This is a genomic window from Chelatococcus sp. GCM10030263, from assembly GCF_042666455.1.
Lineage (GTDB): Bacteria > Pseudomonadota > Alphaproteobacteria > Rhizobiales > Beijerinckiaceae > Chelatococcus.
Genome location: NZ_JBHTDB010000004.1, coordinates 179483 through 194927, shown reverse-complemented (window position 1 = coordinate 194927; position 15445 = coordinate 179483). Strand labels below are relative to the sequence as shown.

Sequence of the window (15445 nt, the reverse complement as noted above, 5' to 3'; positions counted from 1 at the left end):
CGGCACCTGCAGCCCCGCGCTGAAGGAACTTGCCGGTGCGGCTGGCGATGTCGCGGCTTACATCGGCGGAACGACACCGTTGGTGCCGACAACGACCTGATGCGATGCGAAACCTCCGCTCGCAGTCTTCGCCGCGACGATGAAGACGATCGCTCCCGGCTTCAGATCGGCCGTCGTCGCCGATGCGAGCGTGACGATCGGCGTGCCATCGGGGATGGCGATCTTCTTCTCCTGGCCGTGATAGGTGACCGTCACGGTGCGTCCGTCGACCCCCTTCACGGCATTCGCCACCGTCGCATTGGTCATGGTGCTGTTGGGCTTGAGGTCCCAACCGTAGCTGCCCTCCCCCGCGCCTTTGAGAGCCGGTGGGAAGATCAGAACTTCCAGAGCGCCATCGCCGCCGTCTGCCTTCGGCAGCGAGGCGATGCCGACATAGTCGCCCGGCTTGATGTCGTTCACCGAAGCCCGGGCCACGCCGGACACCCGGGCACCTTCCGCCAGCGTGACGTCGACAGTGCGGCCCTCACGGGTCTTCACCTTGAGCGCCGCATTGCTGGCCTGAATGATGCTGCCGCGCAGGCGGACCTGTTCGGCGCTCTGCGCGGACGCCGAAGAGGTGAGACCTGCCGTCAGCGACACACCGAGTGATGCGGCAATGATGAGGGAGTGAAAGCGGTTCAGACGCATGTGATCCTCATTTACCTACTAGTTGGTAGCCGTTAAGCGCAGCCTATGGGCCGATCGTGAACAGCGCGCCTATCCTGTTCGAAGACCGCTAGGGCAGCGCGGGACGTCGCCCTAGGAAAGTGATCAGCCTGTCCGGGATTTACTGCCGGATGGAAAGTCGATCGACCAACGGATCCGTGATCGCCCCGAAGATCTCCGGATCACCATATGCGCGCGCCGACAGCATCGCCCCATGGACCGTCGCCATGAAGGTTTCCGCTTCGATGCGAGGCGAATGTGTCAGCGCGAGCCTCCCGTCTTGCTGGCCACGCTCCAGCACCGAGGTCAGCCACTCCGAGAATGCACGGAAATAGGCTCTTACCTCGAGCGCGACTTCCGCCGGAAGGACAGGAAGCTCGCATGCCAGGAGAGCGCAGACGCAGAACGGTACGCTGTCGTCTTTGATGCAGGCTTTCCAGTAACCGGAATAAGCCCGAAGCTGCTCGAGCGGATCGGGAACCTGTCGTTCGATATGCGCGAGAGCTGTCTGCGTGTCCTCCCGATGGCGGGAGACCAGCGTGCGCACGAGGTCGGCCTTGGTTGGGAAGTGATGGTGAATGCTCGGCTTGCGGATGCCGACGACATCCGCGATGTCGGCATAGCTGAAGCCATTGTAGCCCCCGGCTATGACCAGGTTGCGTGCGCAAGCAAGGATGTCGTCTGCAGTGGCGGATAGATTACCCATGTCGACGACGCTACCTTCTAGTTGGTAGAGTGTCAAGCCGACCACCAAGGAAACGCGACAAGCTCCATTCGATTCCGCGATCGCGATCCCGGCCGGTTAGCTCCGGCCAGGATGTGTGATCAGCGAAACGCCCGCGGAACGGTGGTTTCGAACAACACGGGCCCTAGCGGTTCCTCGCCCGCGCAGCGGCCCGCCAGCGGTCGGCAAGGCTCTGCGGCGATGCGGCGGGCGTCCACGTCAGCGTCGCGACCCAGTTGGCCCAGACGATATTGAAGCTTCCCGACTCGAAATAAAAATTTTCCGGAGCCCAGTAAAAGTAGCCGGCATTGGCCGCGTAGGTGAATAGCGTCCAGCTATGGGAACTCTTCCAAAAGGCGTCGCCGCCGTCCGGATCCGCACCGAGCGCGTCGAAGTCGAGGAAGACCGAAAGATAGGCGTTGTCGCCGCCAACGCTGGTGTCAGGCGAATTGAATTGTAGCGCGTTCCAGTAGACACCAGGCTCGGATCCCGGATCGGAATCGTCGACCAGCTTCTGCAGACGCCAGTAAAAGCCCGAAGTGCCGGCGATGGTGGTCTTGCCTGTAAATGTGATCAGCCCCGCCTCAGGACCCGACTGGATGATGCCGCCGATGGAGGTCGCGCCGCTGATCGTTCCGCTTCCCTGCAGAATGCCGCCGGGAGCGGGCGAATCGGTGCTGGTCGCCGCAATCGTGACAGGGCCCGAGACCGTCCCTCCGTTCATGAACAACGTGCCCGACTGGCCGACGACGACCCCGCCGGTGACCGTGCCTGTGACCTCCAGGGTCGCTGCGCTGAACACCTGCACCTCGCCGGCCCCGATGGCCGATCCGCCGCTGCCGCCGGCAATCAGGGTGCCGGAATTGAGCCGGATTGGGCCCGACAATGTGGCGCTGCTGTCGCCGCTCAGGGTCAGCGTGCCCGGCCCGAAGAGGGTCAGGCCCGTCGATCCCGCGATGGCGGCCGCAATCTGCGAGCCCGCGTTGGCAGAATTGCTATAGATCAGGCCTTCGGCCGCCCCGAAAGAGAGGCTCGCGGTGGCGATGCTGCCGCCGTTCATGATGAGACCCGCGATGTCGCCGCTCGCCTGGCTTCCTACGAGAACGCTCGCATCGGCACCGGTAATGGCGCCGCCGTTCACTTCCAGCGCCGCCACCTGCGGCACCCCACCGCTCTCGACCGCCTGGCTGTTGACGACTTCATAGACCGCATCCGCCGAAACGCCGTTGATGCCGACATCGGCCGACGACACGGTCGCCGCGCATGCGAAGCCCTCGGAGGCCGAATAGGTCAGGAACTTGCCGGAGCTCGCCGTATCGTCGTCCTCACCGATGATATAGGGCGCTACGATCCCGTTCGTGACGACGGGAAGGTTCGCTCCCGTGCCGGCAACGAGCAGCTGCTGCGTCTGCCCGAGCTCGGCCGCCCCTGCGCCGGGAACGATGACGAGAGTTCCTCCGGAGTTCCGGACGACATTCGCGAGGGTGCCGTCGTCGTTCCCTCCGATCACAACCTGATAGCTGCCGTTTCCGGAAAGCTCGAGGGCGCCGCCACCGGCGCCGAGAACGAGCGTCCCGTGCGTGCCCGAAGCGATTTCCACATTCACGGACTGGCCTGTCGAGCCATCGGGAACAAGCGCGAGAGTCCCACCGCTGACGAGCGTGATGTGGTAATTGCCGAATGGCGTGCCGGAGGTGCGCGTGCTCGCCAGTGTTCCGCCGCCGACCGTGTTGAGGCCCATCAGCTGGTTGGTATTGGTGAGGAGAAGTGTGCCCTCGCCATATTTTTCCAGGCCGCCGAGCCCCATGATCGGGGCGACCACGGTCAGCGTGCCACCGTTCGTGTTGATCGTCTTCGGCTGGTCGATCGTCCAGGTGCTCGGTTCATATCCGGATGTCGAAGGCAGCGCCGATGCCGAGATGGCCCAGGCCTGCCCCTGCCAGAGAATGGGGTAGACGCCCCGCTCGGTGAGCGTGTCGGTGACCACATGGCTGTAGTCGTTGGACGGCAGGGTCAATCCTTCCAGCGTCCAACCGCTCGGCATCTGCGCGATCTGAACGGTCTGCGGATTGCTGGATGGCAGATTGGGAACCTGCTCGAAGGAGTCCGGGAAAGCGTTGTTGATGGTGATGGTGCCGCCGGTCAGCTCTACCGTGAGCGGCGCCAGCACATGGCCGCCTTCGTTCTCCATGTAATTTGTCTTCGTCTTGGAGATCGAGAACCAGCCGACCGCGAAATTGGCCAAGACGATCGTCTGTGAGGATTCGGAGACATTCGGGGCCAACTGCCCGCCGAGCCAGGCGAGATCCGGATTGGGAACGCCCGTGAAGGTGTAAAGGTCGGGCCCTATCCCGCAGGCCGACAAATAATCGGCCATTCCGTTGGTCATGCCGAGGGTGAAGCTGCCGCCCTCGCTCGACGTCTGCATCAGGCCGGCGACCACCCTTTCCAGATTGATCGCCGCAGGGTCGTCCTCGCCATTGTAGACGGCCGGGGCGACCTGGGTGAAGCCGTTGCTAGACAGCCAATAGAGGCCCATGACCATCGAGGTCGGACCGCAATAGGCTTCTCCGTCCCCCGGCAGACTTTCCCCGAAGGGTCCGAAATCGGTCTGGATGATCGAGGGCGTGCTTTTGACAGGGTCATTCCACATGGAGGCTGCTCCACTTTGTCGGGCGAGGCCACAGGTCCGCTTGAACGCCTGTTTACTATAAAGGACGCAGGCCGCAGAGAATTCCCTGCGTATTGAAGCCGATCAATACCTGCCGCGAGTGTAAAGCGAATTTTTGAGACAATGCAAGCAGTCTTGGGCTTTGCCGTTGCGAAAGAGCTGTTCCCGGACACACGCGCGGAGCGATCATCCGCCCGATGATGGCGCACGCCATCGGTGCCAGCGCTTTAAGCGCCCTCCCCAGCTAACACGAGACGAGATACGGACTATTTTTGGAGGTTGTAGACGATTGCGGCGGTATCGCCCATCAGCCGGCGCTTTTCTTCGAGGCTGCAGCCCTCGATGATCTCCAGATAAGCCGAATAGAGCTGCTCAAACGTGCAGGCGAGCTTGCAGATCGGCATGTGGCTCGCAAACATTGAGCGGCCGGGGCCGAAGACTTCGATGACGTCCAGGATCCACGGGCGAACCTGGGCAATCGTCCAGTGGATGCCGAAGATACATTCCAGTCCGAAAATCTTGACCGCAACATTCGGATGCTCGGCAAGTACGGCGAGGTCGCGCTTCCAGGTCGCCCGGCCGGCCGCCGTGAGGTCGAGCGGCCAGCCCATGACGGGCAGGACGAAGGGGATGTCGGGATAGGCAGCGACCACGGCGGCGAGCTCGGGCAGCTGAGGACCGAAGACTTCGATCTCGCAGACCAGGCCGCCGCCGCGGAGCAAGGCCAGCCCGCGCCGCCAGGCGGCATCGGCGAGGAGATCAGGCCGCGTTGCATAGCGAAGCAGCGGATTGGTCGGATGCCACGCCAAATGCTGCCGCACGCAACGAAGAGGTCCCGCCGACCTATAGTCCTCCAGGCGGCGCTCCAGATCCGGGCTTGCGAAGTCGACGAGCCCGATCATTCCGTTCGGCCGGCCGGTTGCTTGCGCCAAGGCCCCGGCCCATCGCATCTCGCCGACCGGATCGTCCGACATGAACTCGGCCCATACTGTCTTGACGACGTTGAAGCCGGCGGTGTCTCGCGCATAGTCTTCCGGAAGATAGACCCGTGGCAACGTGCTGTAGTCGCCGACGAGCACCTCGAAGCCCTCGCTGCGCTGCGCGAAGACCGGGTAATTCAGGCGCCGCGCGTCGAAGAAATGCTGGTGACAATCGATGATCGGGAGTTTTCCATCGTCCATGGACGAAACCCTCGCATGGCACGCGGTCGGGGCGCGCGGCGGCTAGCATGGGGCTTCCGGACGAGACGATCCACCGAAATCGACGGCAGCACTCATGGGTGCATGCACACCGATCGCCTAGAGGCTGTTAGGGACTTGGAATGGAGGCTGCGTTGAACGGCGAAGCGGCGGATGACAGGAGAAAAGCGAAGCCGATAGCAGGGACTATCGGCAAGCTTTTCGACGCATCAGGCGACCTTCGCCGCTCAACCCTCCGGGCCGGGCCGCTTTTGGCCGCCCGGTTCGTCGCCGATCTCGACCGTACATCCCGGTACGCCCATCGATCGGCTCCTGCCGGATCGGCCAAAATCGGCTCCGGCGCAGTCCCATCCCAAGTCCCTAACAGCCTCTAGGCCGCCTGCCTATCCATGCGGGACCGCAGCAGCCGCTTGGTATAGTCATGCCGCGTGGGCGCTTCCAACTCGCTGCAGGCGAAGCGATCGACGATGCGGCCCTGATGCATGACGATGATCGTGTCGGAAATCCAGCGCACGACTTCGATGTCGTGACCGATGAACAGCATGCCGAAGCCGTGCGCCTCCTGCAGCCGCTTGAGGAGCGCCAGGATCTGCACCTGCACGGTCATGTCGAGCGCCGAGACCACCTCGTCGCAGACGAGGAGCCGGGGCTGGCAGAGCAGCGCCCGTGCGATCGAGACGCGCTGGCGCTGGCCGCCGGAGAGCTGATGCGGATAGCGCCCCCTATGCCGCAGTTCGAGACCGACCTCTATCAGTGCGGCCACGATCTGCGCGTCGCGCTGGCCAGCCGGCACGCCCATCAGCATCAGCGGCTCGGCCATCAACTGCCCGATGGTCAGCCGCGGGTTGAGCGCGCCATAGGGATTCTGGAAGATGAGCTGGCATTCGCGCCTCGTCGCGCCGCGCAAAGCATCGGGCCGAGGCGTTCTCTCTTGGCCGAGAACCGTCATCCGCCCCTCCGCCACGCCGAGGAGCCCGGCGACCGCCGCGCCAAGCGTGCTCTTGCCCGAACCGGATTCGCCGAGGATGCCGAGCGTTCGTCCGGCCTCGAGCGTGAGCGATGCATCGTGGACGGCGCGAAACGGCCGGCCGAACAACCGGCGCGGCGCATAGTCCACGCAAGCCCGCTCGGCAGACAGGATGACGCTGCGGGGCTGGGCGGAGACTGCCCGCAGGCGCGGCGCGCCGAGTGTCCTGCGGGCGCCGATGAGGCGGGCCGAATAGGGATGCCGCGGCGCTGCCATGACCTCCTGCGCTGCGCCGATTTCCACGATCTCACCGCGCTGCATCACGGCGATGTCGTGGGCAAGCCTTGCCGCCACGGCGAGATCATGGGTGATGAACAGCATCGCCATGCCGTGGCGCGCCTGCAGTGCCGCGAGCAGCCGCACGATCTCGTCGGCGATGCTGGCATCGAGCGCACTCGTCGGCTCGTCCGCAATGAGAAGGTCCGGCTCGCCGGCGATCGCCATGGCGATCATGACGCGCTGCTGCTGGCCCCCCGACAGTTCATGCGGATAGCGGCCGGCGATCGCCGGTGGGTCGGGCAGACCGACCTCCGCCATCAAACGCTGCAGTCGTTTTCGCCGCTCCTCGCGGCTTTTGACGCCGAGCCGTTGCAGCGTCTCGTCGATCTGCGCGCCGATCGCCATGAAGGGATTGAGGCAGGCCATCGGATCCTGAAAGACGATCGCCATGCGGGCGCCGCGCAACGCGCGCATGCGATGTTCCTCGGCAAGTGGCAGAGGCAGGCCCGTAAAGGCGATGGCGCTTTCGGGCGCGCATGTCACGCCCGCCGGCAGCAGGCCCATGATGGCAAGCGCGGTCATGGATTTGCCGGAGCCGGATTCGCCGATCAGCGCCAGCGTGCGGCCGCGCTCCAGCGTAAAGCTCACGCCCTTGACGAGAGGCCCGGACGATGCCGCGACCGACAGGTTTCGCACCTCGAGAAGCGGAGCTGTCATCTATCGAGCCTCGGATCGATCAAGCGATGGAGAATATCCGTGACGGCGTTGATGGCGACGACGCCGAGCGCGATGACCGCGATCGCGCCCTGTACCACCGGATAGTCACGGCCGTGGATGGCCTGCAGCGTCAGGCTGCCGATGCCCTGCAGGCCGAAGAGCACTTCCATGGTGAGCGTGCCGGCGACGAGCCCGGCGAGCACGAGCCCGGAGAGGGCGAGCGCCACGGGGATCGCGGTCGGCAGGAGATAAGTGAGGGCGATGCGCAGGGGATGCAGACCCTTGGCGCGGGCCGTCCTGACATGGGCCGAGCTCGCGGCCTCGCGCAGTTCCTCGAACAAAGGTTTCGCAATCTGGCCGGCATTGTCGATGCCGATGACGATGGCGGGCAGGAGCATGGCGCCGAACACCGGCAGCCAGCCGAGCCAGATCGAAAAGACCAGGATCGCGACCACGCCGACACAGAAGGTCGGCAATGCGATCGACCAGATATTGAGGAGGTTGACAAGAAAGGCGAAGAACCTGTTGCCCGTCATCACGGCGGCAAGCGCCGTGCCGAAGGCGAGCACGAGGCCGATGGCGAAGCTGAGTGCCGCGAAGGCGAGCGTCGTCGGCAGGGCCGTTGCCACCATCTCGGCGACCGGCCGCTTGAAGCGCAGCGACTCGCCGAGATCGCCGGTGAGCGCCTTTTCCAGCCAATCAACGAACTCGGCCGTCACCGGCCGGTCGAGCCCGAGCTCGGCGCGCATCGCCGCCTGCTGCGCGGCATTGAGATCGCCCTGCAGCGCGAACATGTCGACCACGTCGCCGGGAACGACGCGCACGAGCAGGAAGACGATGATGATGATGGCGAGGGCTTGGGCCAGCGCCTTCGCGAGCTGGAATGCGATGCCGCGGAGCCGCGTGATCATGACGCTCCTCCACGCTCGCCCTGTCCGCGCAAGGGATCGAGGCGTGCCCTGAGATAGTCGCCGGTGATCGACAGGCTGACGGTGAGCACGATGAGGGCGAGCACCGGCGGGATGATGACGTGCGGCGCCCGCTCGATAAACCGGCTCGCGTCGGAAATCATCCGCCCCCAGGTCGGCGCATCGGGCGAGGAGCCGAGGCCGAGGAAGCTCAAGACCGATTCTGTCACGATGCAGCGCGGCAGGATGATCGCCGCCTGGGTGATGAGCCCGCCGACGATATTCGGCAGAACGTGGTGAAAGAGCACATGCAGCCGGCCGCCGCCGAAGATGCGCGCCGCCCGCACGTAATCCTGCGCCATCTCGCGCTTGTAGGCAGCGCGCGCCACATAGGCGAAGAGCGGCGCAAAGGAGATGCCGAGCGCGATCGCGACCGGCACCGCGCCCGAGCCCAAGGCGACGATCAGGAGGAGCGCGAGCAGGATGCCGGGCATGGCACGCGCGAGATCCATTGCGCCGAAGACGAGGGTCTCGCTGACCCGCCCCAGCGCCAGGCCCGCGAGCGCCAGGCAGCCGCCGATGAGAAAGGCGATCACGACGCCGCCGAAGCCGATGGCGAGCGTCGTGCGGGCACCCATCATGAGCCGGGACAGCACGTCCCGGCCGAGATGGTCGACGCCGAGCCAATGCTCCGGGCTCGGGCCGGCATTGATCGCGAGAAGGTCCTGGTCGAGCGGATCATAGGGCACCACCCAGGGCGCGATCAGCGCCGCGACGATGATCGCACCGACCAGGATCGCACCGACGAGAGCCCCTGCCGGCAGGGGAAGGGAGAGCCGGGGCCCCGCCGGTGCGGTTTCGACCGTTGAGCTCACGAGGCGCTCGCGAGCCAGGCATGGGCGACGCCGCCGCTCGCCCAATGCGGCGACCAGGTGAAGCCCGTGTCGTAGCCTTTGACCTCCTTGCGCGCCGCGATGAGGTCGAAGCCATGGCCGAGGACGACGGTGTAATAGTTGTCGAGCACGCGCCGCCAGGCGGCGAGATAGATTCCCTTGCGCGCGGCGAGCTCCGGCTCGGCGACGGCGGCATTGACCAGCTTGTCGAAGGCGGGATCCTGCACGCCGCCCCACAGCACCGGGTTCGGGCCGTCGCTCATCAGCCGGACATAGCGCAGGAAGACGTCGGCGCGCGGCCCGGAGGCCATGCAGTTCATGTCCCAGTCGTATTGGGCGAGCCTGTTCTGCGCGCCGAGGTCGTCGAGCGCCACATGGTTCACCTTGAAGCCGAGCTTGCGCACCATCTGCACGACGATCTGCGGGTAGCTCTCCTGCCAGGACACGAATTCGATCGTGATCGTGGACGGATCGACGCCGGCCTCCTTCAGCAGGGCCTTGGCTTTGTCGAGATCGGGCTTGGCGTGGATGTCGGCGTCGTGCATCGCCTGGTCGAAGTAGATATTGCCCGGCTTCACCATCTGGTTGGTGACGATGCCGTAGTCGCCGGCGGCAAAGCGGATGAAGGCGGCCTTGTCGACGGCATAGGCGATCGCCCTGCGCACCCGCACGTCGTTGAAGGGCGCGCGCGGCTTGCGGTTGTTGAAGGACACGAAATACCAGTTCGAGTCCTTGAGCGGCTTCACGGCGATCGCTGGATCAGAGGCGAGCTGCTCGGCGCTGGCGCGGTCGACGCTGCCGATATGCAGGTCGCCGGCCCGCAGCGCCAGCGCATTGTCGGGCTCGCCGCGCAGGTCGAACTCGATCGAGTCGACATGCGGCAGGCCGGGCTGCCAATAGGCGGCATGGCGCGGCGAGGCCAGCTTCACATTGGGCTGCCAGGTGCCGAACAGGAAGGGGCCCGTGCCGATCGGCAGCTTGATGGTCTCGTCCCAGCCTTCCGACTTCGGCGAGAGGATCCAGAGCTCGGACATGAGCGCTAGCAGCGGCGCATAGGAGCGCTGCATGGAAAGGACGACCGTCGCTTCGTCCGGGGCCTCGACCTTGTCGACGAGCTTCATCGCCGAGGCGAGCCAGCCGCCCGTGACCTTGCTGCGCACGCGCTCGATATTGGCGGCGACGTCGGCGCCGGTCATCACGTCGCCGTTGTGGAAGCGAACGTTCTTGCGCAGGTGGAAGGTGTAGGTCTTGCCGTCCTCGGAGACGGTGAAGCGCTCGGCGAGGAAGGGCTCGATGCCGCCGTCCGCGCCGATCGAGGTGAGCGCCTCGACATAGATCTGCTGCACGCCGATGCTGCCGGTATGGCGGTGCGGATCGGAAGTGTCGAGGCCGAGCGTCGCGTAGCGCAGCACCCCGCCCTGGCTCGCCTCCTCGGCGCGCGCGGTGCGGACGAAGGCGGTGAGATTGGCGGCGAAAAGGCCCGTCGCGGCGGTGCCGGCGAGAAGCCCGCGCCGGGTGAAGGACAGACGGTCGATGGTCATCGGAAGAGCTCCGTTGATGGCGGAATTTGCAAGGGGCGCCCGTCCATGCCGTCCATGGGCAGGCCGAGATGCCGGAGAATGGTGGGAGCGAGATCGGTGAGCGCGGTCGGCTCATCGGCGACGATACCGGGCGCAAAGCCCGGTCCGTCGATCATCAGGACAGGGGATTGCTCGTAGCGGCCGAGGCCGCCGTGTTGGCCACAGCCGAGACGGTCGGCTTTGCCTGCAAGCGGCTTCGCCGCGAAGCTGCGGCCGGGCACGCCGAAGGCATTCGGTTCTTCGTCAGCGGCCATGGACAGGAAAAGAGCGAGCCCGCGGCTTTCCGTCTGACCGATGGCGGCAAGCGCCGCGCCGGAGAAGACATCACCCGCCCAGGGCTGCGTGGCCAGTCGCTCGGCGAGCTCTGGAACGAGATCGCGCCCCGCCTTGCCCGCATAGACGAGGACGGCGGTGCCGTTCGGCACGATGACGAGATCACCGGCGGCGATCGCCTCGGCGAAGCCGAGCTTCGCCACCTCCGCCTCGACGTCGACGACCGTATGGACGGTCTGGTGGCCATGGTCGGAGCCGACGATGAGGAGGACGTCGTCGCCGGCGGCGCGAAGCCGCTCGACGGCGTCCGCGACGAGCGCGACATGGGCGTCCGCCGCCTGCAGCGCTGCCAGGTGCTCCGGCGCGCCGAGCGGCACCGCATGCTGTGTGGTGTCGGGATGGCCGAGCCACATGAGGGCGAAAGCGGGCCGGCGCTCGGTCAGTGCCTCAGCGACGAAGCGTTCCGCCATCGCCCGGTCGCCGAGGATGTCGGGGCCGACCTCGAGAGCACGCGCCAGCGGCACCGGCTCGCCCCCCGGCCCGAAGGAGCCGGCGCGGTGATAGACATGGCCGTGGCCGTCCGGATCATGGGCATAGGCCGCGCCCGGCGAGACATTGGAGAAGATGACCGTGCCGCCGCAATCGCGCGTGCGCTCGGCGAGCGTGGAGGCGGCAAGCGAGCGGCCGGTCACGCGCCGCTTATGGGCGAAGAAGCCGGGCTGGCCGACGTCGTGCACGGCAAAGCGGCCGTCCTCCACGAGCGCCATGGTATTGCCTTCGAGCTCGTGGCGCGCGGGCCGGCAGCCGGTTGCCAGATTCGACGAGCAGACCCGCGTGACCGACGGCACGGCGCTCCGGTGCGCGGCAAACCATTGCGACCGCTCCCGGAAGCGCATCAGGGTCGGGGTCGTGTCGGGGCGGACGAAGTCACGTCTCAGCCCATCGAGGATGACGGCCACCGCGCGCCGCATTCAGCCCTCCACCCCGTTCAGGACGAAATCGAAGATGTCGATATTGCGCAGCGGCGCCGTTTTTGCGCGCTGCACATAGGCCTCGCTCAGCCGATGCGAGACAATGAAGGGGACGGGCTGTTCGGCGAGGCTGCCGTGGGAGCGCAGGCGCTCCCCGGCGAGCTGCGAAAGGTCGTGGTCGATTGCCCGTGCGCCGAGCGCCACCCCTGCCCGGCCGACGACGGCGATGTCGCCTTCCCGATCCTCCGGCAGGTCGAAGCGCGCACAAGCCTCCTCGCGCGGCAGCGCGAGATCGATGCCGGGCAGACCGCGCAGGAAGGTCAGGACCTCGTCGCGACCGATCGTGTTACGGCGGAGATGCACCCGCACGAAGCCGCCCAACGCACCGTGGTGGCGCACGAAGGGATCGGTGATCGGACAGATCACGCGCGTCGCGCCGGGCCCGAACTCCGCATCCAGCTGGTCGCCGAGATAGACGACATTCGCCCCGCCCTCGGGCGTCGCCATGTCGGTCATGCCGTGATCGGCGACGATGCCGACGACGGCGCCGAGATCGAGAAGTGCTGCGAGCCGCATATCGACCGCCTGCATGAAGGCATTGGCCTCCGGCGTTCCCGGCGCGTGCTTGTGCTGCACATAATCCGACAGGGAGAGATAGATGATATCGGGCCGGCGCTCGGCGATCAGCCGGATCCCGGCATCGAGCACGAAGAGCGAGAGATCCGGGGAATAAGGATCGGGCGTCTCGCGACCGACGAGCTGCGGCACATCGGCGATGCCGTGCTCCGCCAGCGTGCAGAGCGCCGCCTTTTCCGCCGAGAAGGCGACGCCGGCGAGATCGCGGGCAAGTGCCTTGCGCAACTTGTCCTTGGCGGTGACGGCAATGACCTGGCCGCCTGCCTGCGAGAAGCGCGCCAGGATCGTATCGGCTCGCATCGGCGCCGCATCGACCATCATGATCTCGCGGCCGGTGGCACGGTCGAGATAGTAATTGCCGGACACGCCGTGTACCGAAGGCGGGGCGCCGCAGACGATCGAGACGTTGTTCGGATTGGTGAAGGTCGGCATGGCGGCGAGCGCCTCGGCTGCGAACCCCTGCCCCATCATCCGGTCGAGCGCCGGCACGACGCCCGCCTCCCGCGCCGCGGCGATATAGTCCGGGTCGCATCCGTCGAAACAGATGACGACGGTCGGCCGGCTCGGCCAATGGTAGGTTCGGCCGTTCACCTCCAGCGAAACCGGCATGTCGTCACGCGAAGCAGCAATCGTCGGCAAAACCGGCTCCTTGTAATACAAATGTCATGATAGGTCGCTAACCTCAGAGGTTTCGAGTAGATCAGCGACTATATTTCTGTTGTCTGCTGGATTACTGCATATTAGAGTCGGATGGTAAATCGAGTTTACTTCCGTCGCTGTGTGAGAAAGTGGAACACATGCAGCAACGCCTGCCGCCTTTGAAGGCGCTCATCGCTTTCGAGAGTGTCGTTCGCACCGGGAGCGTCACCGCGGCGGCCGACGAGTTGTTCGTCACGCATAGCGCGGTCAGCAAGCAGATCGCTGCGCTCGAGGCCTGGATCGGCGAGCCGCTCTTTGCCGAGAACCGGCGCGCGATGATGCCGACTCCGGCGGCGCTGCGCCTCGCCGACAGTGTCGGCATGGCGCTGAAGCTGATCAGCCAATCCCTCGATGCCTTCTCGGACCATGCCGAGAGTGTCCTGCTACGGGTGATCGCTCCGGCGACTTTCGCCATGCGCTGGCTTTTGCCGCGGCTGCCCGATTTCCAGCTCCTGCACGAGACGGTCCGCGTACGCGTGCGGCAGACGCATACGCCGGAGAGCTGGCTCGACATTCCCTTCGATCTGGCGATCCGGCGCGGCGGGCCGGTGCCGCCGCATTTCAAGGCGATCGCCTTCTTTCGGGAGGAACTCGGTCTCGTCTGCCGTCCCGATATTCTGCGCGGCGATGGGCGGCCAGTCGCCGAGATTGTCGCGACGCTACCGCTTCTCAAGGCGGAGACGCGGCCGGGCGAGCTCGAGAGCTGGCTTCTCACCGCGGAGGCATCCGTGCGGCTCGCCTCGCGCGCCGTTTCCTTCCCGCATTTCTACACCGCGCTGGAGGCAGCGATCGCCGGGGCCGGCGCGGTCGTCGCACCCGTCAAGGTGCTGGAGGATCTGCTCCACCGCGGGGATCTCGTGGAAATCGACCCGAGCGTGCGCCTGCAGGGCCCCGATTATGTCGCTCTCTATGATGAGGGCGCTGCGGACACATCGGCTCAAGCGCTGTTTGCCAACTGGCTCGCCTCCATCCCCAGCCATGTTCTGCAACACGCACCGGGCGCGAGGCGCCAGGGCAGCCTGGTCGCGATCTGAACGCGACAGACCCGCAGGTCGCGGTTTCTCAAGTCAGCGCGAAGGCCTCGTGCACGGCCGACTGTAACGCGCCGCCGAGGACGGCACCGCCACCCGCCACATAGATGCGGTCGCCGAGCACGGTCGCGCCGACGGCATGGCGCGGGGTCGGCATGGGAGCGTGCTGCTGCCATGCATCCGTCGCCGGATCGTAGCTCTCCGTCTGTCCGAACACTTTGGCCTGGCGTGGCACGCCTTGGCTCAGGATGCCGGCCTCGCCGCCCATCGCAAAAAGGCGGTCGCGATAGACCACGAGCCCGTGGCCGGACCGCGCCGTCGGCATGACCGCGCGTTCCTCCCAGGTGTCGCGCTCGGGCAGATAGACGTGGTGGAGATCGGTATTGTATTCGAAGGTGTTGAAGCGCCCGCCGATGATGTGGATCACCCCGTTGTGGGCGACGCAGCCGACATGGTCGCGTGCGCCGGGCAGCGGCTTCCTCGCCGTCCATTGGTCGCTCTGCGGGTCGTAGACCTCGTGCCAGCCGACGCTCGCCCGCTCGGCGACGGGTGCGCCGGCTCCGCCGACGAGGTGGATCTTGCCACCGAGCGCGACAGCCGCCGCGGCGCCCCGGGCACGCGGCAGAGGGGCGATGGCGCTCCACCGGTCCGCTGCGACATCATAGGCATATACATTGGTGTCGGGATTGCGGTTCTGCTCGATGAAACCGCCGAAAGCATAGATCCGCCCGGCATCGGCCGCGACAGCCACGTGGTTGGCGCCGCGCGGCAGCGGTGCCGCATCGAACCAGCGATCCGCGCCGGGGTCATAGACATGGTGGTAGGCGCGGTCGACGCGACCCTCGCCATAGCCGCCGACGATATGCATGCGGCCGGCCCAGGCCGTCGCCCAGGCCATTTCGCTACGCGGGAGCGGCAGAGGCGCCCGCGCGATCCACTGACCCTGCGGTCCTTTCGGGGCGGGGCTGTCGACGACGCGTTGCGCCTCTTGCTCCGGCTCGAGATGGTGCACGAAGCCCCCGCCCTGCAGGCGGGAATAGGGCGCGGGCGAAGGCGGTGCTTCCTTCAGCGGCGGCAGGTGATCGGAATGCTGCGCGAGCGCCTCGGCTCCGAATGCGGCCGATGCGAGCCCTGTCGCGAGAAAGGTTCGGCGGTCCATCGGGTACCTCGTGGAAGGACTATGAAGCGTCGA

The 15445-nt window shown here is 66.1% G+C and carries 12 protein-coding genes; 1 reads left to right on the top strand and 11 read right to left on the bottom strand.

The window, feature by feature from the left end; all coding sequences use genetic code 11:
- Nucleotides 1-57: 57 nt before the first annotated feature.
- The 10 genes from ACFQU1_RS10210 to phnA form a co-directional block, all read right to left on the bottom strand.
- The gene (locus ACFQU1_RS10210; RefSeq protein WP_378132027.1) at nucleotides 58-687 is read right to left on the bottom strand and encodes a hypothetical protein; all 630 of its coding nucleotides are present in this window, start codon (nucleotides 685-687) and stop codon (nucleotides 58-60) included.
- 139 nt (nucleotides 688-826) lie between these two features.
- Nucleotides 827-1411: a TetR/AcrR family transcriptional regulator gene (locus ACFQU1_RS10205; protein WP_378132110.1), complete on the bottom strand. Its 585-nt coding sequence runs from the start codon at nucleotides 1409-1411 to the stop codon at nucleotides 827-829.
- A 163-nt stretch (nucleotides 1412-1574) separates the two neighbouring features.
- A complete protein-coding gene (locus tag ACFQU1_RS10200) occupies nucleotides 1575-4082 on the bottom strand; it encodes a hypothetical protein (protein ID WP_378132025.1) in 2508 nt (835 codons plus the stop codon).
- A 284-nt stretch (nucleotides 4083-4366) separates the two neighbouring features.
- Nucleotides 4367-5281, bottom strand: coding sequence for an amidohydrolase family protein (locus ACFQU1_RS10195; RefSeq protein ID WP_378132023.1), 915 nt, complete (start codon nucleotides 5279-5281; stop codon nucleotides 4367-4369).
- A gap of 388 nt (nucleotides 5282-5669) precedes the next feature.
- A complete protein-coding gene (locus ACFQU1_RS10190; RefSeq protein ID WP_378132021.1) occupies nucleotides 5670-7262 on the bottom strand; it encodes a dipeptide ABC transporter ATP-binding protein in 1593 nt (530 codons plus the stop codon).
- Nucleotides 7259-8173, bottom strand: a complete 915-nt coding sequence (locus ACFQU1_RS10185) for an ABC transporter permease (RefSeq protein ID WP_378132019.1) — start codon at nucleotides 8171-8173, stop codon at nucleotides 7259-7261. The genes ACFQU1_RS10190 and ACFQU1_RS10185 overlap by 4 nt, the downstream gene beginning before the upstream one ends.
- Complete coding sequence (locus ACFQU1_RS10180) at nucleotides 8170-9045, bottom strand: ABC transporter permease (RefSeq protein WP_378132017.1); 876 nt, start codon at nucleotides 9043-9045, stop codon at nucleotides 8170-8172. Before ACFQU1_RS10180 ends, ACFQU1_RS10185 begins: the two co-directional genes overlap by 4 nt.
- Nucleotides 9042-10604, bottom strand: coding sequence for an ABC transporter substrate-binding protein (locus ACFQU1_RS10175; protein WP_378132015.1), 1563 nt, complete (start codon nucleotides 10602-10604; stop codon nucleotides 9042-9044). The genes ACFQU1_RS10180 and ACFQU1_RS10175 overlap by 4 nt, the downstream gene beginning before the upstream one ends.
- Nucleotides 10601-11887 (bottom strand): alkaline phosphatase family protein, encoded by a 1287-nt coding sequence (locus ACFQU1_RS10170; protein ID WP_378132013.1) that lies wholly within the window; start codon nucleotides 11885-11887, stop codon nucleotides 10601-10603. Before ACFQU1_RS10170 ends, ACFQU1_RS10175 begins: the two co-directional genes overlap by 4 nt.
- Nucleotides 11888-13132, bottom strand: a complete 1245-nt coding sequence (phnA, locus tag ACFQU1_RS10165; protein ID WP_378132108.1) for a phosphonoacetate hydrolase — start codon at nucleotides 13130-13132, stop codon at nucleotides 11888-11890. It abuts the gene before it with no gap.
- Between the two features lie 188 nt (nucleotides 13133-13320).
- On the opposite strand from phnA, the gene ACFQU1_RS10160 reads away from it, so the two are divergent.
- Entirely contained in the window at nucleotides 13321-14256 is a 936-nt protein-coding gene (locus ACFQU1_RS10160) for a LysR substrate-binding domain-containing protein (protein WP_378132011.1), read from the top strand.
- 28 nt (nucleotides 14257-14284) lie between these two features.
- Here ACFQU1_RS10160 and ACFQU1_RS10155 read toward each other — a convergent pair whose 3' ends face one another.
- The gene (locus ACFQU1_RS10155) at nucleotides 14285-15412 is read right to left on the bottom strand and encodes a Kelch repeat-containing protein (RefSeq protein ID WP_378132009.1); all 1128 of its coding nucleotides are present in this window, start codon (nucleotides 15410-15412) and stop codon (nucleotides 14285-14287) included.
- Nucleotides 15413-15445 lie beyond the last annotated feature (33 nt).

Bases quoted from the DNA above. Each gene is read 5' to 3' on its own strand.
- ACFQU1_RS10175 (WP_378132015.1), bottom strand. From the start codon at position 10,604: ATGACCATCGACCGTCTGTCCTTCACCCGGCGCGGGCTTCTCGCCGGC.
- ACFQU1_RS10155 (WP_378132009.1), bottom strand. From the start codon at position 15,412: ATGGACCGCCGAACCTTTCTCGCGACAGGGCTCGCATCGGCCGCATTC.
- ACFQU1_RS10200 (WP_378132025.1), bottom strand. From the start codon at position 4,082: ATGTGGAATGACCCTGTCAAAAGCACGCCCTCGATCATCCAGACCGAT.
- phnA (WP_378132108.1), bottom strand. From the start codon at position 13,132: ATGCCGGTTTCGCTGGAGGTGAACGGCCGAACCTACCATTGGCCGAGC.
- ACFQU1_RS10205 (WP_378132110.1), bottom strand. From the start codon at position 1,411: ATGGGTAATCTATCCGCCACTGCAGACGACATCCTTGCTTGCGCACGC.
- ACFQU1_RS10185 (WP_378132019.1), bottom strand. From the start codon at position 8,173: ATGATCACGCGGCTCCGCGGCATCGCATTCCAGCTCGCGAAGGCGCTG.
- ACFQU1_RS10190 (WP_378132021.1), bottom strand. From the start codon at position 7,262: ATGACAGCTCCGCTTCTCGAGGTGCGAAACCTGTCGGTCGCGGCATCG.
- ACFQU1_RS10210 (WP_378132027.1), bottom strand. From the start codon at position 687: ATGCGTCTGAACCGCTTTCACTCCCTCATCATTGCCGCATCACTCGGT.
- ACFQU1_RS10170 (WP_378132013.1), bottom strand. From the start codon at position 11,887: ATGCGGCGCGCGGTGGCCGTCATCCTCGATGGGCTGAGACGTGACTTC.
- ACFQU1_RS10160 (WP_378132011.1), top strand. From the start codon at position 13,321: ATGCAGCAACGCCTGCCGCCTTTGAAGGCGCTCATCGCTTTCGAGAGT.
- ACFQU1_RS10195 (WP_378132023.1), bottom strand. From the start codon at position 5,281: ATGGACGATGGAAAACTCCCGATCATCGATTGTCACCAGCATTTCTTC.